Origin of the sequence: Halomonas sp. PA16-9 (genome assembly GCF_009728585.1) — a bacterium.
GTDB classification, from domain to species: domain Bacteria; phylum Pseudomonadota; class Gammaproteobacteria; order Pseudomonadales; family Halomonadaceae; genus Vreelandella; species Vreelandella titanicae.
The window spans coordinates 562,721-583,935 of sequence record NZ_CP040451.1 but is presented as its reverse complement, the minus strand read 5'-3'; the positions used below and the strand labels follow the sequence as shown (position 1 = coordinate 583,935).

The 21,215-nt window shown below is 57.4% G+C and carries 18 protein-coding genes and 2 pseudogenes; 13 read left to right on the top strand and 7 right to left on the bottom strand.

Annotation, left to right across the window (positions count from 1 at the left end):
* Positions 1 to 71: 71 nt before the first annotated feature.
* On the top strand, positions 72 to 1,247 hold the full coding sequence (locus tag FDY98_RS02750) for an MFS transporter (protein WP_027957793.1): 1,176 nt from the start codon (positions 72 to 74) through the stop codon (positions 1,245 to 1,247).
* 135 nt (positions 1,248 to 1,382) lie between these two features.
* Positions 1,383 to 4,227 (top strand): annotated as a pseudogene (locus FDY98_RS02745) (valine--tRNA ligase).
* Between the two features lie 69 nt (positions 4,228 to 4,296).
* On the opposite strand, the gene FDY98_RS26595 reads toward FDY98_RS02745, so the two are convergent.
* Positions 4,297 to 4,569, bottom strand: coding sequence for a hypothetical protein (locus FDY98_RS26595; protein ID WP_340146660.1), 273 nt, complete (start codon positions 4,567 to 4,569; stop codon positions 4,297 to 4,299).
* Between FDY98_RS26595 and FDY98_RS02740 the strand changes: the two genes are divergently transcribed.
* Positions 4,556 to 6,058: a chloride channel protein gene (locus FDY98_RS02740; RefSeq protein WP_340146659.1), complete on the top strand. Its 1,503-nt coding sequence runs from the start codon at positions 4,556 to 4,558 to the stop codon at positions 6,056 to 6,058. The genes FDY98_RS26595 and FDY98_RS02740 overlap by 14 nt on opposite strands.
* 230 nt (positions 6,059 to 6,288) lie before the next feature.
* Positions 6,289 to 7,167 (top strand): extracellular solute-binding protein, encoded by an 879-nt coding sequence (locus FDY98_RS02735; protein ID WP_340146658.1) that lies wholly within the window; start codon positions 6,289 to 6,291, stop codon positions 7,165 to 7,167.
* 248 nt (positions 7,168 to 7,415) lie between these two features.
* Here the strand turns inward: FDY98_RS02735 and FDY98_RS29230 are convergent, their stop codons facing one another.
* The 3 genes from FDY98_RS29230 to FDY98_RS02720 are packed head-to-tail and all read right to left on the bottom strand — an operon-like array spanning position 7,416 to position 8,379.
* Positions 7,416 to 7,658: a GNAT family N-acetyltransferase gene (locus tag FDY98_RS29230; protein ID WP_442907954.1), complete on the bottom strand. Its 243-nt coding sequence runs from the start codon at positions 7,656 to 7,658 to the stop codon at positions 7,416 to 7,418.
* Positions 7,659 to 7,696: 38 nt separating this feature from the next.
* On the bottom strand, positions 7,697 to 7,930 hold the full coding sequence (locus tag FDY98_RS02725) for a hypothetical protein (protein ID WP_155705673.1): 234 nt from the start codon (positions 7,928 to 7,930) through the stop codon (positions 7,697 to 7,699).
* Positions 7,931 to 7,971: 41 nt separating this feature from the next.
* Positions 7,972 to 8,379 carry an MSMEG_1061 family FMN-dependent PPOX-type flavoprotein gene (locus FDY98_RS02720; protein WP_340146657.1) on the bottom strand — a complete coding sequence of 136 codons (408 nt, stop codon included), beginning with the start codon at positions 8,377 to 8,379 and terminating at the stop codon, positions 7,972 to 7,974.
* Between the two features lie 523 nt (positions 8,380 to 8,902).
* On the opposite strand from FDY98_RS02720, the pseudogene FDY98_RS02715 reads away from it, so the two are divergent.
* The 7 genes and pseudogenes from FDY98_RS02715 (at position 8,903) to FDY98_RS02685 (ending at position 17,092) form a co-directional block, all read left to right on the top strand.
* A pseudogene (locus FDY98_RS02715) lies at positions 8,903 to 9,945 on the top strand (aminoglycoside phosphotransferase family protein).
* Positions 9,946 to 10,004: 59 nt separating this feature from the next.
* The gene (locus tag FDY98_RS02710; protein WP_027957787.1) at positions 10,005 to 11,222 is read left to right on the top strand and encodes an ABC transporter substrate-binding protein; all 1,218 of its coding nucleotides are present in this window, start codon (positions 10,005 to 10,007) and stop codon (positions 11,220 to 11,222) included.
* Positions 11,223 to 11,224: 2 nt separating this feature from the next.
* Positions 11,225 to 12,898, top strand: coding sequence for an ABC transporter permease (locus FDY98_RS02705; RefSeq protein WP_027957786.1), 1,674 nt, complete (start codon positions 11,225 to 11,227; stop codon positions 12,896 to 12,898).
* A gap of 10 nt (positions 12,899 to 12,908) precedes the next feature.
* The gene (locus tag FDY98_RS02700; protein ID WP_027957785.1) at positions 12,909 to 13,547 is read left to right on the top strand and encodes an ATP-binding cassette domain-containing protein; all 639 of its coding nucleotides are present in this window, start codon (positions 12,909 to 12,911) and stop codon (positions 13,545 to 13,547) included.
* Positions 13,534 to 14,244 carry a TIGR04283 family arsenosugar biosynthesis glycosyltransferase gene (locus tag FDY98_RS02695; protein WP_027957784.1) on the top strand — a complete coding sequence of 237 codons (711 nt, stop codon included), beginning with the start codon at positions 13,534 to 13,536 and terminating at the stop codon, positions 14,242 to 14,244. The genes FDY98_RS02700 and FDY98_RS02695 overlap by 14 nt, the downstream gene beginning before the upstream one ends.
* On the top strand, positions 14,234 to 14,845 hold the full coding sequence (locus tag FDY98_RS02690) for a TIGR04282 family arsenosugar biosynthesis glycosyltransferase (RefSeq protein WP_027957783.1): 612 nt from the start codon (positions 14,234 to 14,236) through the stop codon (positions 14,843 to 14,845). The genes FDY98_RS02695 and FDY98_RS02690 overlap by 11 nt, the downstream gene beginning before the upstream one ends.
* An 84-nt stretch (positions 14,846 to 14,929) precedes the next feature.
* Complete coding sequence (locus FDY98_RS02685) at positions 14,930 to 17,092, top strand: FAD-dependent oxidoreductase (protein WP_035537743.1); 2,163 nt, start codon at positions 14,930 to 14,932, stop codon at positions 17,090 to 17,092.
* 39 nt (positions 17,093 to 17,131) lie between these two features.
* Here the strand turns inward: FDY98_RS02685 and FDY98_RS02680 are convergent, their stop codons facing one another.
* On the bottom strand, positions 17,132 to 17,527 hold the full coding sequence (locus FDY98_RS02680; protein ID WP_276316028.1) for a transcriptional regulator: 396 nt from the start codon (positions 17,525 to 17,527) through the stop codon (positions 17,132 to 17,134).
* A gap of 165 nt (positions 17,528 to 17,692) precedes the next feature.
* On the opposite strand from FDY98_RS02680, the gene FDY98_RS02675 reads away from it, so the two are divergent.
* Together FDY98_RS02675 and FDY98_RS02670 are read left to right on the top strand one after the other, a co-directional pair.
* The gene (locus FDY98_RS02675) at positions 17,693 to 19,087 is read left to right on the top strand and encodes a GGDEF domain-containing protein (RefSeq protein ID WP_009288503.1); all 1,395 of its coding nucleotides are present in this window, start codon (positions 17,693 to 17,695) and stop codon (positions 19,085 to 19,087) included.
* A 32-nt stretch (positions 19,088 to 19,119) separates the two neighbouring features.
* Positions 19,120 to 20,259 carry an FAD-dependent oxidoreductase gene (locus FDY98_RS02670; RefSeq protein WP_027957780.1) on the top strand — a complete coding sequence of 380 codons (1,140 nt, stop codon included), beginning with the start codon at positions 19,120 to 19,122 and terminating at the stop codon, positions 20,257 to 20,259.
* A 9-nt stretch (positions 20,260 to 20,268) separates the two neighbouring features.
* Here FDY98_RS02670 and FDY98_RS02665 read toward each other — a convergent pair whose 3' ends face one another.
* Positions 20,269 to 20,724, bottom strand: coding sequence for an META domain-containing protein (locus tag FDY98_RS02665; RefSeq protein WP_035537745.1), 456 nt, complete (start codon positions 20,722 to 20,724; stop codon positions 20,269 to 20,271).
* Between the two features lie 23 nt (positions 20,725 to 20,747).
* The gene (gene gloA, locus FDY98_RS02660) at positions 20,748 to 21,188 is read right to left on the bottom strand and encodes a lactoylglutathione lyase (protein ID WP_027957778.1); all 441 of its coding nucleotides are present in this window, start codon (positions 21,186 to 21,188) and stop codon (positions 20,748 to 20,750) included.
* Positions 21,189 to 21,215: the final 27 nt, after the last annotated feature.

Below are 21,215 nucleotides of genomic sequence, written 5' to 3'. Positions count from 1 at the left end.
TCGTAACGATAAATTGTTGATTACCATTAGCGGGCTCTGGCTGCGCCCTTTGCCCTCATGGAGACGTAAACGTGTTCACGCGCTACCCGCTTGTTACGATTGTCATCGCCCAACTGTTTGGCACCTCACTGTGGTTTAGCGTCAATGGCGTTGGCTTGGCGCTTCAGGATGCGGTAGGCCTTAGCGAAAGCGATTTGGGTCTGCTCACCATCGCCGTTCAGGCCGGGTTTATTAGCGGCACGCTATTGATTGCCACCACCGGCCTTGCCGACCGCATTCGCGCCAGCCACCTGTTTGCGATTTCTGCCGTTCTCGGCGCACTGATCAACGCCGCCTTTATTGGCGTGGCCGAGAGCGTAACGCTCGCCGCTGTTGCGCGCTTTGCGACCGGGCTCTGTCTGGCGGGTATCTACCCGCTGGGTATGAAGCTGGTGGTGAGTTGGACACCCAGCCATGCCGGGGCGGCACTGGGCTGGCTGGTGGGCATGCTCACCTTGGGTATTGCCTCCCCGCATCTGCTACGCGGTTTAACGCTGAGTTTACCCTGGCAGTGGCCATTGCTGCTGGCCTCACTGCTGGCGCTGGTCGCCGCGCTAATGATTTTCAAACTGGGCGTTGGCCCCCACCTCCCGGCCACCGCCAAAAGCGGACGCCCCTGGGCAGGTCTGGCCGCTTTCAAACAGCCTCGTTTTCGTGCCGCCGCACTGGGTTATTTCGGCCACTGCTGGGAACTGTATGCGCTGTGGGCGCTGGTGCCGTTTCTGGTCGCCCGGGAGCTGGAACGCTGGGGCGCTTCAAACAGCGCTCAACCGTGGCTAAGTTTTGCTGTGATCGCGTTGGGCTTACCGGGCTGCGTGCTTGCAGGCAAATGGAGCCGCCAGATTGGCAGTGATCGAGTGGCCTGCGTGGCATTGGCAACCTCCGGTACGCTCTGTTTAGTTTATCCCCTGTTGGGCGGCGCCTCGCCCTGGCTGCTGCTGATGCTACTCGGCGTATGGGGCGTTAGCGTTATTGCCGACTCCGCGCAGTTCTCTGCGCTGGCCAGCGCCACGGCTCCACCCGAGCGGCTAGGCGCAGCGCTGGCGATGATGAACGCTATCGGCTTTGGGCTGACCATTCCTTCCATTGCACTGGTCACAGCGCTGTGGTCGAGCCAGTCGCTGGCTGTCATTTGGTGGCTATTGCCGGGCCCCATCCTCGGGCTAATCGCCATGCGCGGATTTTCTGCCCATAAACAGCTCTCATAAACACATCACATACGTACTGTGCACCCACAATAGAGCGTGAGTAGCCCCTGACGACCACGGCCCTTACGCGGTATACTCACGCCCATTCATCTATGCACTTATACACATTTCTCGCCAGCCGTGAGCCAACTCTCCATGGAAAAGACCTACCAACCCGAACAGATCGAAACCCGCTGGTACGAGCGCTGGGAAGCTGACAACCGTTTTGCTCCCTCCGGCCAGGGCACGCCTTTTTCGATCATGATTCCACCGCCCAATGTGACTGGCAGCCTGCACATGGGCCACGCGTTCCAGGACACCATCATGGATACCCTGACGCGCTGGAAACGGATGCAGGGGAACAACACCCTGTGGCAGGTAGGCACCGACCACGCCGGTATCGCCACGCAGATGCTGGTGGAGCGCAAGATTGCAGCTGAAGAGGGCAAGACCCGCCACGACCTTGGCCGCGATGCGTTTATCGACAAGGTGTGGGAGTGGAAACACGAATCCGGCGGCCATATTACCCGCCAGTTGCGCCGCATGGGCGCTAGCGTCGACTGGTCTCGTGAACGCTTCACCATGGACGACGGCTTCTACAAAGCGGTACAAGAAGTGTTTGTGCGCCTGCACGAAGAGAAGTTGATCTATCGTGGCAAGCGCTTGGTCAACTGGGATCCGACACTGCACACCGCCATTTCTGACCTGGAAGTGGAGAACAAAGAGCAGCAGGGCAGCTTCTGGCATTTCCGCTACCCGCTGGCGGACGGCGTCAAAACCGACGATGGCAAGGATTACCTCGTAGTCGCCACCACCGCCCGGAGACCCTGCTGGGCGATACCGGTGTGGCGGTGAATCCAGACGATGAGCGCTACGCCTCTCTGGTCGGCAAGTTCATTGAGCTACCGTTGGTCGGTCGCCGAATTCCGGTGGTTGCTGACGAGCACGCCGATATGGAGAAAGGCTCGGGCTGCGTCAAGATCACCCCCGCCCACGACTTCAACGACTACGAAGTCGGCAAGCGCCAGAACCACCTGCTGATAAACGTCTTCTCCAAAGACGCGGCGATCCTTGAACAGGCCGAGATCTTCGACCTGAAAGGACAGCCCCAGCCCGATGTAGACGCCACTCTGCCTGCCAAGTACGCAGGTCTCGACCGCTTTGAAGCGCGCAAGCAGATCGTTGCCGACATGGATGCCCTGGGCCTGCTAGAGCAAGTCGAAGCCGTTAACAACACCCTGCCTTATGGTGACCGTTCGGGCGATGTCATTGAGCCGCTGCTCACCGACCAGTGGTTTGTAGCCGTGGAGTCCCTCGCCAAGCCCGCTATTGAAGCGGTGGAGAACGGCGATATCCAGTTCGTGCCCAAGAACTACGAGAACATGTACTTTGCCTGGATGCGCGACCTGCAGGATTGGTGTATCTCCCGTCAGCTGTGGTGGGGTCACCGCATCCCGGCCTGGTACGACGAGGAAGGCAATGTCTATGTTGCTCGTAGCGAAGCCGAGGCTCGCGAGAAGCATAAACTCGGCCCCGATGTCACCTTGACGCAAGATGAAGACGTACTCGATACCTGGTTCAGCTCGGGCCTGTGGACGTTCGGCACCCTCGGCTGGCCGGAAGAGACGCCGGAGCTGGAGACATTCCACCCCAGCAGCGTGCTGGTCACCGGCTTTGACATCATCTTCTTCTGGGTTGCCCGGATGATCATGATGACCCTGAAGTTCACCAAACAGGTACCGTTCAAGACGGTTTACGTACACGGTTTGGTGCGCGACGGCCAAGGGCAGAAGATGTCCAAATCCAAGGGCAACGTACTCGACCCATCGACCTGATCGACGGCATCACGCTGGATGAACTGCTCGAAAAGCGCACCGGCAATATGATGCAGCCGAAACAGGCCAAGGCGATTGCCAAAGCGACCAAGGACGAGTTCAAAGACGGTATTGAAGCCCACGGCACCGATGCGCTGCGCTTTACGTTCCTCTCCCAAGCCACCACCGGGCGTGATATCAAGTTTGATATGAGCCGCCTGGACGGCTACCGCAACTTCTGCAACAAGCTGTGGAACGCCTCGCGCTACGTGCTGATGAATGCCGAAGGCGAAGATTGCGGCACTGGTGGTGAAGAGGTTGAGCTTTCACTGGCCGACCGCTGGATTATCTCGCAGTTGCAGAAAACCGAAGCCCAGGTCACCAAGGCGATGGACGAGTACCGTTTCGACCACGCCTCCCAGGCGCTGTATGAGTTCGTCTGGAACGAGTACTGCGACTGGTACCTGGAGCTTTCCAAGCCTGTTTTGTGGGATGAAAATGCCACGGCAGAAGCCAAGCGCGGTACCCGCCGCACGCTGGTACGTGTACTCGAAGCGATTCTGCGCCTTGCTCACCCGATGATGCCTTATATTACCGAAGAGATCTGGCAGCGCGTGTCGCCGCTGGCAGGCGTGTATATGGGTGACGATGCGTCGATCATGCTGCAAGCCTGGCCAGAAGCCGACGAAAGCAAAATCGACGACCAGGCCAGCCTGGATATCGAGTGGTTGAAAGGCGTCATCATCGCCGTGCGTAACATCCGCGCCGAAATGAACATCGCCCCCGGCAAACCGCTTGACGTGCTGCTCACCAAAGGCAAGCCCGAAGACGCCGAGCGCCTGGAGAGCAACCGTCGCTTCCTTTCCAAACTCGCCAAGCTGGAAAGCGTTACCTGGCTTGAAAACCCAGACGATGCCCCGCTCTCAGCCACGCAGTTGGTGGGCGATATGGAAGTGCTGGTACCGATGGCGGATCTGATCGACAAAGACGCCGAAATCGCCCGCTTAAGCAAAGAGATTGAGAAGCAGGACAAGCTGATCGGCGGCATCGAGAAGAAGCTTAGCAACGACGGCTTTATCGCCAAAGCCCCGGTAGCTGTGGTGGATAAAGAGCGCGGCAAGCTGGCCGAATTCCAAGCCACCAAGCAGTTGCTGGAAGAACAGCGCGCTAAAATCTCAGCGCTGTAAGTCCTCCCCCGGCGCCAGGCAACTCTGACGGCATGGCGCCGGCGCGCTTGCCCGCTGATCGGATAGCGCCTATAACGGGTAAATGGACTCCCCAGCACAGACAGCGTTTCGCCCCGACACCCCCTGGCAGTCTTGCGTTTCCTTGGCTTGGTACTCTTGGGCAGTGTCGTCGGCGGAGTGGCGGCTCTTGTAGCCGTTGGCTTCGTCAATGCGGTGGTATGGCTCAACGACCTGCTGTTGATCTCCCCCCGAGGCCAGATGATGGCTGCAGACACCTCTCTGGTGATACTGGCTACCCTGCTGGTGCCAACCCTTGGGGGGCTGCTCGTTGGTCAACTGCACCGCGGCCTGCCTGGGGCCGCCCCCATACCCTGCCGACGCCATCGCTGCCGTCCAGACCCGCCGAGGTCGCCTACCCGCCAAGGCTGGTGCTCTCTCAGCGTTAAGCGGTTTGGTGTCGTTAGGCGCAGGCGCCTCGGTGGGTCAGTACGGCCCCCTCGTACATCTCGGCGCGACTCTCGGCTCCCTAATCACACGCTTGCTGCGCCTGGGGCGCTCAGAGGACAATATCACTATCGCTTGCGGGGTAGCGGCAGCCATCGCTGCGGCCTTCAATGCGCCACTGGCGGGCATTGTCTTCGCCCACGAAGTCGTGCTACGCCACTATGCCCTGCGCGCCTTCGCGCCAGTGGCTGCCGCCGCCATCGTCGGCTATGTGCTGGCCACTCAGTTGCTTGCTCAGGGGACGCTGTTCCATATCACTGAGCCTGGCGTGCCTCAACCTTGGGAATTCGCCCTTTTCCTAGCCTTGGGTGGCCTAGGCGCCTTGGTGGCTGGAGGCTATATGCATGCCATTCTTGCCATGGGCCAGCTGGCCAAGCGGCTACCGCTGCCCACCAGCCTTCATCCCGCACTAGCCGGGGCTTTGCTCGGCCTAACGGCTCTTTGGGTACCCGATATTCTCGGCATGGGCCAAGAAACCCTGCGCTTCGCCACCTTGCCCGGGGCCTATAGCGGCGGCGAGCTGCTGATGGTACTGCTACTAAAGCTGGCCGCGACCGCTTTGTGCCTGGGGCTGGGCTTCGCTGGTGGTGTCTTCAGCCCAGCGCTGGTGATCGGCACCCTCTTCGGTGCCCTAGCCGGCACCCTGGTAGCGGAGCTGGGCGGTGGCCAGGAGACGTTTATCTTCTATGCGGTGTGCGGCATGGTCGCGGTCACCGCACCGGTTCTCGGCGCGCCTCTTACCACCCTGCTGATCGTCTTCGAACTTACCGGCAGTTATGCGTTGACCACCGCCGCCCTGGCCAGCGTCACGCTAGCCAATCCTCTGGCCGCCCAACTGTTCGGCCGCTCGCTATTCGATATTCAATTAGCCCGCCGTGGTTTGGATCTCTCCGCTGGCCGCAGCCGCGCCGTGCTCCAGGAGGCGCGGTTGACCGAGTTGATTAGTCATGATGCCGTCACCCTGGCCCCCGCGACCCCACTGAAAGCGGCCATCTCGCGCCTTAGTCAAGCGGGCCATGGCGAAGCTTATCTGGTGGACGGCCGAGGGCGCTACCAAGGCTGCGTGACCCTGGCGAGCCTGGAGACCTTCCGCGAAGGCAGCGAGGCCACAACCCTGGCCGACTGTCCCGAAACGCCCCGCCCAGTGCTAGATCCGCACGCCTCACTTTGGGAGGCAATGCAGCAGCTACAAAAGGTCACCGGCGAGGCCATCGCCGTCGTGGATGACGAACGGCGCTTCTTGGGGGTGGCCTATGAGTCGAGCATTGCTCGAGCCTTCTTGCATCACAGCGACGCCCTACGACGGGAGGAACACGGTGCTGGCTAGACGATTGATCCCAGGACTTCTGGCCGGGCTGCTCGTCCTGGCAACACCCATCAGGGCGGAAGTGCCCGACGCTGCCGACTCTCTGACGGTATTGAGCTGGGGCGGTGCCTACGAGCACGCCCAGCGCCGTGCCCTCTTCACACCCTTCACCGAGGCCCATGATGTACCGGTGGCAGTGGACAGCTATAACGGCGGCCTGACGGAACTCCGCCAGGCCGTGGCGGAGAACGATGTCCCCTGGGACGTTACTCGATATGACCCGCAGCGAGGCCATGGCAGCCTGCGAAGAAGGGCTGCTGAAACCGCTCCCCCCCGAGCTAACCGCCTCAGCGCCGGACGGCACTCCGGCATCCCAAGATTTCCTTCCTGGCGCCCTGGGTCGCTGTTTTATCAGCCATTCGATCTTTGCCACCGTCGTGGCCTATCGCCGTGATGCTTTCCCCGGGGAGCGCCCCACTCGCATCGCCGATCTCTTCGATCAACAGCGTTTCCCTGGCCCCCGAGCCTTACAGCGCACCCCCGCGGCTAATCTGGAGTGGGCGCTACTCTCCTACCGGGTTCCCCGGGAAGAGCTCTACCGCCTGCTCAGTACCCGTCGCGGCCTGGACTTGGCCTTCGCCCGACTGCAAAGCATCGACAATATCCACTGGTGGGAGTCTGGCGAAACCCCGGTGCACCTGCTAGAGGAGGGCCGGGTAGTGATGGCTTCCGGCTACAACGGGCGTTTCTTCGCCGCCATGGTGGAACGCGACCTGCCCATCGAGATCCTCTGGGACGGCCAGCTCCAGGAACATGAGACCTGGGCGATCCCCCGCGGTGCCCCGAACCCCGAGGCAGCCCAAACGTTTATCCGTTTCGCCACCACCAGCGAGCGCCAAGTGGAACTAGCCCGGCATATCCCCTATGGCCCAACGCGACGCTCTGCTGCTATGCAGGTTACCACCCACCGCGACAGTGGCCTGGACATGCGCCTGCATATTCCCACCCACCCCATCAACGCCCAGGGTGCGGTGACCAAGGACGAGACTTGGTATGCCCGTACCCAGGAACGCATTGAGGCCCTCTTTCGCGAGACCCTGTTTCGTGAAGCCCTGACGACACAAGAATGAATGCGCAGTGCGGTTTCAAAAAATGGGCGGTTACAGTTAACGTGGCAATGCTGATAACCGTACTACGACATTGGGAACGAGGTGATCGCACTTCCCATGGTCCAGCGCTGGCATTACTGCATATCGTTGCCAAGGAACCAAAGGCGGTACTGAGAGCATTGGGCTAACAGAAATGCTCTTTTAAATTAAATTCGATATTTTTGAATTTGAAGCTGTCGTCTACTATTTCGGTTCACTCAGACTGAGTGTTATTGCGTATTACCCAACCGTTTAACCATTGGCTGCACCATAAGCGCGGAACCAACCCCCAGCTCTTCAAGCGGCCCCGTTGGAAGATATCCAGACGAGGTATAAAAACCAACTGCAGCTTCGTTGCTTGTTGTTACTGCGAGCTTTATACACTCACACCCTTTATTTACAGCCCAGGTACTAATTTCATATAGAAGAGACTTGGCGACCCCCTTTCCACGCAGTGCAGGTGATACCCACATTTGGTAGATATGCGCCATTTTCGTATCGGGCTCATGTATTACCCCCAGGCTAGGCCAACCGCTTGGCCCTCCAACTCAGCAATTAAGGGCAGAGCGTCCAGGCCTCGCCATTTCAGATCCAAGCGTGTCTGCCATTCAGTGTCTGAGAGCGTTACTTCCTGCTCGTAAGTTGAGCCAAAAGAGTCAGGCGCATCCTCAAGAGAGTTCAACCGCGCCAACTTATAAAGCTGCCAATCTTGCGGGGTTAATACTCTGCTCTTTACGTCACTCATGATCGAGATCTTCCTGCATGATGATGAGGGGCCCTGAGGTGCTAAATATCTTGTGCGTAACGCGCAAGCATCTCTTCCTGTGACTCGGGGGAGCCGCTACGACCTATTTGCTCGTGAATCATCTGCCCCATCGTCGGCAATACGGAACGCTCGCGACGGCTCTCATCTGCCCATAGTTTGGAGCGCATAAAGGCTTTAGCGCAGTGAAGGTAAGCCTCCTCAACCGTCACCTCAATAACCACTTTTGGTGCTCGCTTCTCTGATGCAAAAAGCTGCAGCTTTTCTTCATCCACCGAGACATGCGCCGCGCCATTTATGCGTAGCGTCTCATCGACCCCTGGGATTAAAAACAGCAATCCAGCCTGACCGCTCTCGACAATATTTTTAAGTGAATCCAATCGGTTATTACCTGGAGAATCTGGAATTACCAAAGTAAGGTCATCAACCACCTTGATAAAACCTGGCTCTCCTCCACGTGGCGACGCATCAAAGCCGACGCGTTTCCAGTGGCGATGACCACAAAGGGAGAAAGCTCGATAAATCGCTGACAGTGCCGGTCAAGTCGCGATAGCTGCTTCTTCAGCGCTCTCTCCTTTGGCTCAGGATATAGCTGGTATAGCTCTTCGGTGGTGCGAATCATAATTCCCCCGATACAAAAACTGCCGTCTCAATAATAATGAACCAGGCACCAGCTATTGCTCGCGCGTAAATGGCGATGGCTGTTAACGGTAAGCAATCCCGACAACGCCCGCTCTAATCCCACAAAATCTACTTAACCACAACGCTAGCAGAAAATACTCCGAAGATAATTAACTTATTAGTTATGACTCATAATATCTATGCAGCGCTAGCGCATGACATATGGTCCCCTTACCACTCACTTTAACCACATTTTCTTACGAAACGTGTAAGGTTGGTACAAGAACGGCCACTAAGTGGCATCGCTGATTCAGCAACGACACGGACTGCTCTATGCCGACACCAACCGAAGCGCGTTTACAGGCTCTGGCAAGCGAATTAAAGCGGGCCGGGATTGCATACCATGAGCTTACGCCGATGGCGGATACCGGGCTGGCCCATGATCATGTGTGGATCCATCGCAGCGTGGGCGATGACTGGGTGGCGCGACTGCCGAAGCAGAGTCAGATGAATCTGCCGCCTGAAGAGAACCTTGCCTATCAGACTGCCTGCTACCAGCGCTCTAGTCCTGGCGGACACACGCCAGCACTTTACGGCACTCTGCCGCCGAGCGAGGCACTGCCCCGGGGTGGGCTACTGGTTGAGGCTATCCGTGGCCGCTTGGCCAAGTTGCCGGAAGACCTGCCTGCCATCGCGGATGCTCTAGCCAGCTTGCATAGCCAACCGCTGCCCAGTGTCGCAGAGCAGGCACCACTGCTTGCCCCCGAAGACCCGTGGCAAGCGATGATAGATGAAGTGCGTCAGCAGGCTAACTGGTTGAGCGACGCGCAACTTTCGAGCAAGGTCACCCAGCGCATTAAGCAGGAGCTGGACTTACTGCCACCTCACTTAAGCGATGCCGCGCCGACACTGATTAGCTTTGACACCCACCCTGGCAACTTCTTAATCCACGACGATGGCCGCGCGATGTTGGTGGATTTAGAGAAGTGCCGCTACGGCCTGCCGGGTATCGACCTCGCCCACACCAGCCTCTACACCTCGACCACCTGGGACGTAAACAGCCAAGCGGTGCTATCGCTAAGTGACGTGATTAGCTTTTATCGCCGCTGGCAAGCCACCATGGGTGAAACGCCGGACATCGACACCCTCATTGCCTGTCGCCGCGCTACCTGGCTCTGGTCGTTAACCTGTGTGCCAAGTGGCGCGCCCAGCACTTAAACGCCGTAGATGCCCAGCAGCGCGGGGAAGACTGGTCCGCTGAACTCACGGATCCCGCCGTGATCGACCACGTGCGCGACCGCGTTGAGCACTACTTATCGTTAAACATTATTGATCACGTGCACAGCGAGCTACAGTGTTTGCAGGTTTCCCTATAACATCTAATTTTACTAATATTTCTTAGCTGTGCTTACGCTTCTAACAAAAGGGATATTCGATGCCTACTCGCCACCCTCTTCGCCTCGCTATTGTCACCACGATGCTTGCCTTCACGGTTCCGGCATCAGCCAACCCCGACCCTAGTGATTGGCAAAGTGTCGTGGCACAGGCCGAAGGCCAAACCGTTTACTGGAATGCCTGGGGCGGTGATACGCGCACCAATCGCTACATCGACTGGGTGGCGGAGCAAATGCAGGCACAGTACGGCGTCGATGTGGAACACGTAAAGCTGGACGATACCGGCAGCGCGGTAGCTCGGGTACTGGCAGAAAAGCAGGCGGGCAACCACACCGAGGGCAGTATCGACCTGATTTGGATCAACGGCGAGAACTTCGCTGCGATGCGCGAAAGCGACCTGCTGTTTGGCCCCTTCGCTGAGTCGCTGCCCCATTTTGCGCTCACCAATGCCGCCGATAACCCTGAGGTGGTGACCGACTTCACGTTACCTACAGAAGGCTATGAATCGCCCTGGGGTAAAGCGCAGATCACCTTTTTTTACGATAGCGCTCAAACCGAGACACCACCCCAGAATATGCAGGCACTACTCGCCTGGGCCAAAGCCAATCCCGGCCAGTTCAGCTATCCGCGTATTCCCGACTTCACCGGCAGCACCTTTTTAAAGCAGGCGCTGATCGAGCTCACCGATCAGGAGGAGGCGCTTTACCAGCCAGTTTCAGAAAGCGATTTTGAGGCTGTCACCAAACCTCTGTGGGCCTATTTAGATGCGCTGCACCCGCACCTGTGGCGCAGTGGTCGTACCTTTCCCGACTCCGGCCCCAACCTGCGCACGTTGATGAGCGACGGCGAGCTAAGTTTGGCTTTTTCGTTCTACCCCACCGATGCCGCCGTGGCAGTCATGGAGTATGAGCTGCCCGAAAGCGTGCGCAGCTACGTGCTGGAAGGCGGCACTTTGGGTAACGTTCACTTTGTGGCGATCCCCTATAACTCGCCGCATAAAGCCGGGGCCATGGTGCTCGCCAATTTCCTGCTTTCACCGGAAGCTCAGGCGCAAAAGCAGTCGCTAGCGATGTGGGGAGACCGCAGCGTACTGGATATCGATCAGCTAGACGCCGAGAATCAGGCGCTGTTCGAGCAGGGTGATCGCCATCCTTCCGAGCTACCGGCGGACGCGCTGTCCAACACCCTACCCGAACCACACCCCAGTTGGATGACCGCCCTGCAAAATGCCTGGCTTGAGCGTTACGGCGTTAACTAACGATGCTGCGACTGGCCCCAGCACTCATCATTGCCCTGCTAGTACTCCCCGTTGGGGCGGGTCTGATGATGGTGCTGCTGCCTGCGTTTGGCTACTTACCAACGCTAGGCGGCCATGGCGCTAGTTTAGCCCCCTGGCAAATGCTGTTCGACCAGCCGGGGCTAGGACGTTCAGTGATGGTTAGCTTTGCCAGCGGGTTAGTCAGCACAGCCGTAGCGCTGGTAATTGTGGTGCTGTTTTTGGCCGCCAGTCGGGGCACTTGGTTAGATCGCGGCATACGACGGTTGGTATCACCGCTGCTCGCCATCCCTCACGCCGCTATCGCCTTTGGGTTTGCCTTTTTGATTGCCCCTTCGGGTTTGGTGGCGCGGCTGATATCGCCGTCGCTAACAGGATGGGAGCGCCCCCTGGACATGCTGATCATCAACGATCCCTGGGGATTCTCCCTAATGGCGGGGTTGGTACTAAAAGAAGTACCGTTTTTGCTGCTGATGAGCCTGGCGGCACTGCCGCAGTTAGCGCCGGAGAAGCGCTTGATGCTGGCAAGGTCGCTAGGTTACTCGCCTACCATCGGCTGGTTAAAAACGGTGCTTCCCTCGCTCTACCCACTGATTCGCCTGCCGGTTTATGCAGTGATCGCCTATGCCACTTCGGTCGTCGATATGGCACTGATTCTTGGCCCGAAGCTGCCCCCCACACTGAGCGTATCTATCTTGGGTTGGTTCAACGACCCGGATATCAGCCAGCGTTTTATGGCCTCGGCGGCGGCGGTACTGCAACTGGGCGTCACTGTCGCTGCACTGCTGTGTTGGTGGTTGTTAGAACAGCTGATCCGCAGCCTGACGCGGTACTGGCTGATCAATGGCAGCCGCCAGCGTGGCGAAATCATCCTGCGCCTCGTTGGCCGCTCGGCATTACTGTTTTCGAGTATCACAGCGCTGGCAGCCTTAGTTGGGTTGGGGCTATTTTCACTGGCCGGTTTTTGGCGCTTTCCAGAAGTGTTGCCACAGATGCTAACGCTGGATCACTGGCAACGCAGCGGCCCTATGCTGGCTACACCGCTCATTAATACGGCATTGATTGGACTTGTTTCTACCGCCTTGGCTACGGCGCTAGTGCTAGCAACGCTGGAAAATGAACACCGTCAGCACATTCAACCCAAGCGCGCGTTATGGTTACTCTATTTGCCCCTGTTAGTGCCGCAAATTGCGTTTCTATTTGGGCTAATCGTGGCCGCTGAAAGCCTGGGCATTCGCCCTCAACTTGGTCTGGTTATCGCTGGTCACCTGCTGTTTGTACTGCCTTATGTATACCTCTCCTTGGCCGAAACCTATCGCCAATTGGATCCACGCTGGTTAAAGGTAGCGCGTTCACTGGGGGTGTCACGCAGCTCCGCTTTTTGGCGGGTTCGCCTGCCGCTGTTGCTCGCGCCGCTGTTAACAGCGTTTGCCGTAGGCTTGGCAGTGAGTATTGGCCAATACTTACCCACCCAGTTACTCGGTGCGGGCCGCGTGACCACCGTGACGACCGAGGCAGTCGCGCTTGCCTCTGGCAGTAATCGACGTTTAATCGGCGTCTGGGCATTAGTGCAGGCTGGGTTACCGTTGATTGGCTTTATGCTTGCCTTAGGGCTGCCCCGTTTATTGGGTACCCACCGCCGTGATTTAGCTACTTAAGAGGGACAATGTGACAGCTTCTTTTTGCGCGCCGCTACGCCTTGAGCAAGTTAGCATCGCCCTGGCAGGCCGTGAGTTACTGGCAGTGGATGCCACTATTAGCTCCGGTGAAGTACTCACGGTCATGGGACCTTCGGGGTCGGGAAAATCCACCTTATTGGCGTATATTGCAGGCTTTCTTGATCGCGAATTCACCGCTAGCGGCGGCGTATGGATGGGCGAGCGCAATTTGCTCAGCCTTCCCGCCGAACAGCGCAACATCGGGCTTCTGTTTCAGGATCCGCTGCTATTTCCGCACTTAAGCGTGGGCGGCAACTTGCGCTTCGGACTGCCTCGCCATCTAAAAGACAAGCGCCAGCAGGTTACTCAGGCACTTGAACAGGTTGGGCTAGCAGGCTTTGAGTCCCGCGACCCTGCCACCCTTTCCGGCGGCCAGCAATCACGCGTGGCGTTGATGCGCCTGCTACTCTCCAAGCCGCGAACGGTGCTGCTGGACGAGCCGTTTTCCAAGCTGGATACGGCGCTGCGCCAGGAGATGCGCACACTGGTGTTTAGCCAACTACGCGAAGCAGGCCTGCCTACGCTCCTGGTCACCCATGACCACGAGGACGCCAATGCAGCAGGAGGGCCGGTTATTGAGCTCGGCTGACCAACCACCTCGGTTGAGCATCGTGATACCGGTGCTTAACGAGGCCACGGGAATTGAGGCGTCACTGACGCCGCTGCAAGCACTGCGCGACCAGCGCATTGCGATACCCGTTGAGATCATTGTCGTGGATGGCGGGAGCAGTGATGCCAGCGCTCACATTGCCAAACCACTAGCAGATCGAGTGCTCAGTAGCCCAGCCGGACGAGCATTGCAAATGAACCTGGGCGCTCAGCATGCCACTGCGCCCGCACTGCTGTTCCTGCACGCGGATACTCAATTGCCCAAGAACGCCGTTGAGCAGATCACCCAAGCGCTTAACGGCCACGCCTGGGGGCGCTTTGATATTGAGCTTGCAGGCCGCAGCGGCTGGCTGCCCGTGGTGAGCTGGATGATGAACCAACGCTCACGGCTCACCGGCATCGCCACTGGCGACCAGGGCATGTTTATGCGTGCGAGCACTTTCAAAGCAGTCGGTGGTTTTCCCGAACAGCCACTGATGGAAGACATTGAGCTGTCTAAACGGCTCAAACGGGTGTCTCGGCCCGCCTGTTTGCAGGCGAAAGTGGTAAGCTCGGGCAGGCGCTGGGATGAGGTCGGCGCGTGGAAAACGATCCGCCTGATGTGGCGGCTGCGCTACCGCTACTGGCGCGGCGTTAGCGCAACCCAACTCGCCAAGGAGTATCGCGATGCCCGCTGAAACGCCCCACCTGCACCTGCTAGCCAAAGCGCCGCTGGCGGGGCAAGCTAAAACGCGCCTGTCGCCCCTACTCGGTTTGGAAGGTGCTGCCAACGCCCACGCGGAGCTGGTACGCCACTGCGTCGCAAATGCCTGCAAAGCGCTGCCTGCCGCCAATGTCACACTATGGACAGCGCTTGATCACGCCCACCCGCTGTTTATCGAGCTTCGCGAGGCATTTGGTGTGACGCTAAGCGCCCAGCCAGAGGGTGACTTAGGCGCAAGGGTTCGCCATGCCCTGAACAGTACTCCAGGGCCCGCCATGCTAATGGGCAGTGATTGCCCAAGCATCACCAGCGCGCTAATCACCACCTGCGCACAGCAGCTAGCCAGCTTTGAGGTGGTGATGTTACCCGCCGAAGATGGCGGCTACGGCTTTGTGGGTACCCGGCAAGACTACCCTGCGTTGTTTGAAGATATCCCCTGGGGTACCCAACGCGTGCTGACCACCACGCAGCAGCGCATTGAAGCATTAGGCCTCCAGGTCGCCTACCCCGCGACTATTTGGGACGTGGATCGCCCTGAAGACTGGCAGCGCTGGAAGGAGCTAGAGAATCTCTAATTAGCCGTTTCAGTGTAAGGAAACGGGCACTCTCCTCACTCAGTGACAACCGATACTTCCCTTATTAGCGCTGGAGTTTTTATTGTGACCCGACAACGTTTGATTATTGCAGCGCTACTGATCACAGCCATTGGCGTGTTTTTCATTAGCGGTGCCCATCAATGGTTCACCCTGGAAACCATCAAAGCATACCAAAGCGACTTCCAAACGGCATTTACTCAAAATCCTTGGCAGGTAGCGGGGATCTTTTTTGCTGTTTATGTGGTGATAACGGCGCTCTCACTGCCGGGCGCCACGCTGATGACCTTACTTGGCGGTGCGCTATTTGGGCTCGGCTGGGGGCTACTGATTGTCTCCTTCGCTAGCACCATGGGGGCCACGCTGGCCTTTCTACTTTCACGGTTTCTTTTCCGTGGCCCTATCGAAAAGCGCTTTCCGCGCCAGTTTGCCTCGGTGAATCGCGGCGTGGAGCGCGATGGCGCTCTTTATCTATTTACCCTGCGTTTAGTGCCGGTATTTCCGTTCTTTATGATCAACCTGGTCATGGGTCTAACGCGCATAAAAACCGTCACTTTTTACGGGGTAAGCCAGCTCGCGATGCTGCCCGGCACCGCCATCTATGTGAATGCGGGTGGGCAGTTGGGCGAGCTAGAGAGCCTGGGGGGTATTCTTTCACCGACGCTTATCGCCTCGTTTTTACTGCTGGCCATCTTCCCCTGGATAGCTCGACGCATTGTACAACTGGTGCAGAAGCGCAAAGCTTATAAAGGTTTTACCCGGCCAGCGGGCTTTGACTACGACATTGTGGTGATCGGCGGCGGCTCAGCCGGGCTGGTTACCAGCTATATCGCCAGCGCCGTGAACGCCAAAGTGGCGTTGGTGGAAAAACACAAGATGGGCGGCGATTGCCTGAATACCGGCTGCGTTCCGTCTAAAGCATTAATTCGTACCGCCCGCGCCGCACATGAGATTCGCACTGCACACCGGTTCGGAGTGACTGCCAGCGAGCCGCAAGTCGACTTTGCCAAGGTGATGGGCCATGTGCATCAGGCGATTAGCGATATCGAACCCCACGACAGTATAGAGCGCTATAACGGCTTGGGTGTTGAGGTGTACCAAGAGCACGCCAGGCTGATCTCGCCCTGGGAAATACAGGTCGGCGATAAAATCCTCACCGCACGGCATATCGTGCTGGCCACCGGCGCACGTCCCCGGGTGCCGTCGCTACCGGGTATTGAGAGCGCCCCCGTTTTAACGTCCGAGAACCTCTGGTCGCTCACTGAGTTGCCCAAACGTTTAGTGGTGCTGGGCGGCGGTGCCATTGGCTGCGAGCTAAGTCAGAGCTTCGCTCGCCTGGGTAGCCAGGTCACCCTGGTGGAAGGCGTTTCCCAACTGCTGGGCCGTGAAGATCCAGAGGTCGGTGAGCTAGTCGAAAGCACCCTGGAAGGCGAAGGCGTGTCGGTGATGACCGATGCCAGGGCGTTGGAAGTTCTCAACGAGGAGACAGGCTATCAGCTAGTGGTGGAGCATGATGGCGACCGCAAAATACTACCGTTGGACTACCTTTTGGTGAGTGCCGGTCGCCAGGCCAATGTGGAAGGCTTAGGGCTCGAAGCGCTGGGCATCACGACCACCCAAGCGGGCCCCCTTGAACTGAACGAGCGCCTGCAAACCCACCTACCCAATATCTGGGCCTGCGGTGATTTGGCAGGGCCTTATCAGCTTACCCACGCTGCTGCTCACCAGGCGTGGCATGCGGCCGTCAATGCGCTGTTCGGCGAGCTGAAAAGCTTTGCGGTGGATTACCGCTATATGCCCGCCGTCACCTATGTACAGCCGGAAGTGGCAAGGGTGGGATTAAACGAAAAAGAGGCTAACGCACAGAGCATTGCCTTTGAAGTTACCCGCTACGCCATGGGCGAAAGCGACCGCGCCATCGCCGAAGGTGCCACTCAAGGCTTTATCAAAGTGCTTACCGTGCCCGGCAGAGACAAGATTCTCGGTGCAACCATCGTGGCGGAAAACGCCGGTGAATGGCTGGGTGAATTTACCCTCGCCATGAAGCACGGTCTGGGCCTCAACAAACTACTGGGTACCATCCACCCCTACCCCACGCTGGGCGAGGCGGCAAAGGCCACTGCCGGGGTGTGGAAAAACGCCCACAAGCCCGAACGAGTGCTGGCACTATTGAAGCACTACTTCAATTGGCGACGCGGTGACAGTTCAGCTAAGAAAATTGACACCTAGCACATCGAATTGAAAGATAATTAGAAAAAATAAGTCGACCTAATCGTTACGCCCGTTAGCAGGCGGGTGCACTTTAGCGAATGTTTCAATAATTTCGCGCACTACTTTACGCTGGGCAGCGGGAAGCTCCCGGTAGAGTGCCAGCAATTGGCGCTCTTCACTGGTGGATGAAACGTCCCAACTTGCGGAAGGTTCGCTGACCGTATAAGCGGTGCTAGCGCCGTAGCGCAAGTGGTGTGGATCGACTAACAGCCAGCGAGCCAAAACCTGGAGCTTATCCTGACTGGGGATCGAATCACCACGCAGCCAGCGCCTAACGGCCTGAAACGTGATCGGCTTTCCCCAATAGCGCAGATTAAATTCCCGCTCAAGCACTGACGGCCGCGCTTCGTAACCCGCTGCTTCCAGTGCCGCTTTTAGACGCTCGGCGAACATGATTTTTTCATTCATGCCGCCAATGTGAAGCGATTGTTCAATAACAGTTGAATAACGGTTCACCTTTTGATTGAATCATTAATTCAATTTCGAGTTTTCGCTTAGCAGTATTAGGCGAGTTGCTATGCTAAGCGCTGAAATGCGGCGCTTGAGGAGTCATTCAGAATGAGTGGCACACTATCTCCATCGGTGCAAAATCTCGACGACCTGTGTCATAAGCTGGCGCTACTATGCCGCTCGGCAACCCCTCTCGAGCTTTTTGAACTGCTGACCAAAACGCTGCATGCGCTTACCCAGGGTCAACCAGTGGCACTTTATCGCCGCTTAAGCACAGGAAACCTTCGTTTGGCGTACTACTATCCGTTGGAAAGTACCCTCGCCTCTCACCACGCGCTGCTCGCTATTCATTGTTACGACGATCTAGCCGCCTCAGAGCTGCAACTGTATGAACTAAAGGGCGAGCATGAAGTGTGGGGGTATATTGGGCATCCACCTGCGGTTCACGCTGGGCCTGGCAAGTGGATCCAGCTACTCGTCGATCTTGCATCCCAACGCTTACGCTTGTTAAAAGCAGAGCGTATGGTCACTCGCCAATCAGGTTTAAAGTCTCGCCGCAGATTGCTGTCCAGAGATATTAAAAAACTGACTTCCATTGATGATATTTTGCAGCATCATGGCGCTAGCTGGTGCGATATTTTTCAGGCCGAAGGCATTGCGCTGGCTTATCAGGGCGATCTTCACTGCTTTGGCGAGTGTCCCTCGAAGCACCAGTTATTTCATCATTTACAGCAGTTGAATCAACACAATCCCCATGACGAAATCGCCGAGCTGAATGGCAGCTGCCAAGGAGGTTTAGCGGCCCCGCTAAGCGTCGCCAATGCTTCCTTGGGTTGGTTACTACTATTTCGCCAACAGCCGCTACTCCCCGCTCTGGTTGCTGATACGATGCTTCAAGACGTCTTGAGTTATTGGATGCCGCAGGAAGCCTCCATGATGATTGAGCTGGCCGACGATTTAGCCGTGGCCATAACGGCCCAGGAGGTCGTTCATCTCAACCGCCAGTTAACCAAAACCAATCAACGCCTTGAGGGCTTGGCCCACACCGACCCCTTAACAAAATGCTGGAACCGCTACTATACAGAGCTGGTGATTGAGGATTTGATCAATTCGTCAGTCAGTTTTGCCATGTTGATGTTTGATATTGATGATTTTAAAAATATTAACGATACCTATGGGCATGCAACCGGCGATGATATCTTGCGTAATATGGCTCAGTTAGTGCAGGAAACGTTGAGACATGAGGATCACTTTGGGCGTTGGGGAGGTGAAGAGTTCGTCATTATATCCAAGGGGCTTGACCAAGACGCTAGTCTAAAGCTGGCTAACCGGCTCTGCCGCAACGTGGAGCAACACATCTTCGACATCGCTGGCCAATTAACAATCAGTATCGGCCTGACCCTCGCCCAGCCCGGCGACCGGCCTCGCCAGCTATTTGAGCGGGCGGATCAAGGCATGTATCTGGCTAAATTGGCGGGTAAAAACCAAGTCTTTGTCTGTTAATCCCCAACAGCACCTTGCTTCTTCTATAGGCGATGTCCATGCAGCAATTATTACTCATGGGTGCGGGCCATGCCCACGCCTTTGTACTCGAATCCTTTGCCAAACAGCCTGAACCAGGCATCGCGATTACCGTGGTGAGTGATAGTCCTTTAGCAGCTTACTCCGGCAGCGTACCCGCATGGCTAGCGGGAGAGTGTACGCTGCGCGAGACACAGATCGACGTGGAGGCATTGTGCCAAAGAGCCAATGCTCGGCTAATTCTTTCACCAGCGAACACGATCAACACCCAGGAGCGTTACGTAGTGCTGGCAAATGGCGAGCGCGTTAACTTTGACGTGGCCTCCGTCAACATCGGTTCGACCCTGACGTCTCCTCAGCAGCATGGGGAGAACCTCCCCAAGCTACTCGCCATGCGCCCATTGAGTAGTCTGCACCAGCGCTGGCAGGCACTGCAAAATGACATTAGCCACTTACCCAGCGACGGTGCCCAACGGGTGGTGGGCGTTGGCGGTGGCGCTGCGGGCTGTGAAACACTAATGAGCGTGCTGGCCCAGTTGCGCAAACAGCGTCCGGATATTGATTGGCAGGGGCATTTGCTCAGCGCCTCTAACGCACTCTTGCCCGATGCCGGGCGCGTGCCACGCTGGCTAATGCGACGCGCGCTGTCACAGGCAGGGATTACCGTTCACGTTGAACAACGCGGCGAAATGCTTATTGAAGGCGGAGTAACCACCCAGAACGGTAAACGCATCGATGCGGACATCGTCCTGTGGGCAACGGGGGCTGTCGGCCACCCATGGCTGGCAGGGACTGGGCTGCCGTTGGATCAACACGGTTTTATCCGCGTTGACCATTCACTGAAGGTTAGCGACCAGCCGAATATGTTTGCCGCTGGCGACTGTGCAGCGTTTACCCCAGCGCTGCCCAACGCAGGGGTTTATGCGGTGCGCATGGGGCCACACTTAGCGGATAATCTTCGCCGTGCCTGCCACGGCGAACCATTGCTCCCCTGGCAGCCACCCAAACGGGTGTTGGCACTCATTGGCACTGGCGACGGCCACGCGATTGCCAGCCGCGGAGGCTTTGGGGTATCCGGCAAGTGGGTATGGCAATGGAAAAAGCGGATTGATGCGCGCTTTATCGCCCGCTTCAATCCGCCTTTTGAAGGTTAACTGGCTGAATCAGTTACCTTCGCGCCAGCCGCCTAGCACCCGGCTATCCGGGCCAAAGAAGACCAACCGATCATGGTCAATCAAATACCGATAGGCGGTCTCCAGCATATCCGTGACCCGCTTGGCATCGCCCATTTGCGGGCACGCCATGCGGGTGGTGGCTAACGGGCTAAACTCAATGCGCTGGTTTTCACCGAGTGTTACTTCGCCAGTAAAGCGGTTACAGCCGTCGTGGCCGCTAACTTTGCCCTCTTTTGAAATCTGGAAAAAAGGCGTTTCCGGCATGGAGAGCCGCTCATCGGTGCCCACCAACAGTAGGTTCCAACGCTGTTCAACAATGGCGCCCTCAAGCGAGGCATCGTTGGCGCCCCGTTGTGGTGTAGAACTTGGCCCCGGCGAACTGCTACAAGCACTTAACAGTAGCGCAGCGGAAGCCAACAGTGGTAATAAGCGCCAACCTTTCATGGTGATCGTTCCTTTTGTCATTGTTACCAGCTACCGGTGTTTTCCATAGAAGCCCATGGCTCTTGTGGTGCCAGGGCATCGCCTTTTTGCAGCAGCTCCACAGAGATTCCGTCCGGTGATTTAACAAACGCCATATGGCCATCACGAGGTGGGCGGTTAATCGTCACGCCGTTGTCCTGAAGGTGTTGGCAGAGCGCATAAATGTCATCCACCCGATAGGCTAGGTGGCCGAAATTACGCCCACCGGTGTACTCTTCGGGATCCCAGTTATACGTCAGCTCAAGCTCCGGAGCCGTCAGCCGCTCTGAGCGTGGCTCATCTTCTGGTGCGGCCAGAAACACCAGCGTGAAGCGTCCTTTCTCGTTCTCTTTTCGGCGAACTTCTTTAAGACCCAGCTGATCGCAGTAAAAATGCAGCGAAGCATCCAGGTCACTGACACGCACCATGGTATGTAGATATTGCATATCGACTCCTGTTAAAAACGGCCTTGG

What these genes read in the sequence shown, in the direction of transcription:
- FDY98_RS02665 (WP_035537745.1), bottom strand. Translation starts at nt 20,724, where the DNA reads ATGAAAGGTTGGCGCTTATTACCACTGTTGGCTTCCGCTGCGCTACTG.
- FDY98_RS02725 (WP_155705673.1), bottom strand. Translation starts at nt 7,930, where the DNA reads ATGAGTGACGTAAAGAGCAGAGTATTAACCCCGCAAGATTGGCAGCTT.
- FDY98_RS02690 (WP_027957783.1), top strand. Translation starts at nt 14,234, where the DNA reads ATGCCCGCTGAAACGCCCCACCTGCACCTGCTAGCCAAAGCGCCGCTG.
- FDY98_RS02735 (WP_340146658.1), top strand. Translation starts at nt 6,289, where the DNA reads ATGTCCCCTGGGACGTTACTCGATATGACCCGCAGCGAGGCCATGGCA.
- FDY98_RS02710 (WP_027957787.1), top strand. Translation starts at nt 10,005, where the DNA reads ATGCCTACTCGCCACCCTCTTCGCCTCGCTATTGTCACCACGATGCTT.
- gloA (WP_027957778.1), bottom strand. Translation starts at nt 21,188, where the DNA reads ATGCAATATCTACATACCATGGTGCGTGTCAGTGACCTGGATGCTTCG.
- FDY98_RS02705 (WP_027957786.1), top strand. Translation starts at nt 11,225, where the DNA reads ATGCTGCGACTGGCCCCAGCACTCATCATTGCCCTGCTAGTACTCCCC.
- FDY98_RS02670 (WP_027957780.1), top strand. Translation starts at nt 19,120, where the DNA reads ATGTCCATGCAGCAATTATTACTCATGGGTGCGGGCCATGCCCACGCC.
- FDY98_RS02675 (WP_009288503.1), top strand. Translation starts at nt 17,693, where the DNA reads ATGAGTGGCACACTATCTCCATCGGTGCAAAATCTCGACGACCTGTGT.
- FDY98_RS02680 (WP_276316028.1), bottom strand. Translation starts at nt 17,527, where the DNA reads ATGTTCGCCGAGCGTCTAAAAGCGGCACTGGAAGCAGCGGGTTACGAA.
- FDY98_RS29230 (WP_442907954.1), bottom strand. Translation starts at nt 7,658, where the DNA reads ATGTGGGTATCACCTGCACTGCGTGGAAAGGGGGTCGCCAAGTCTCTT.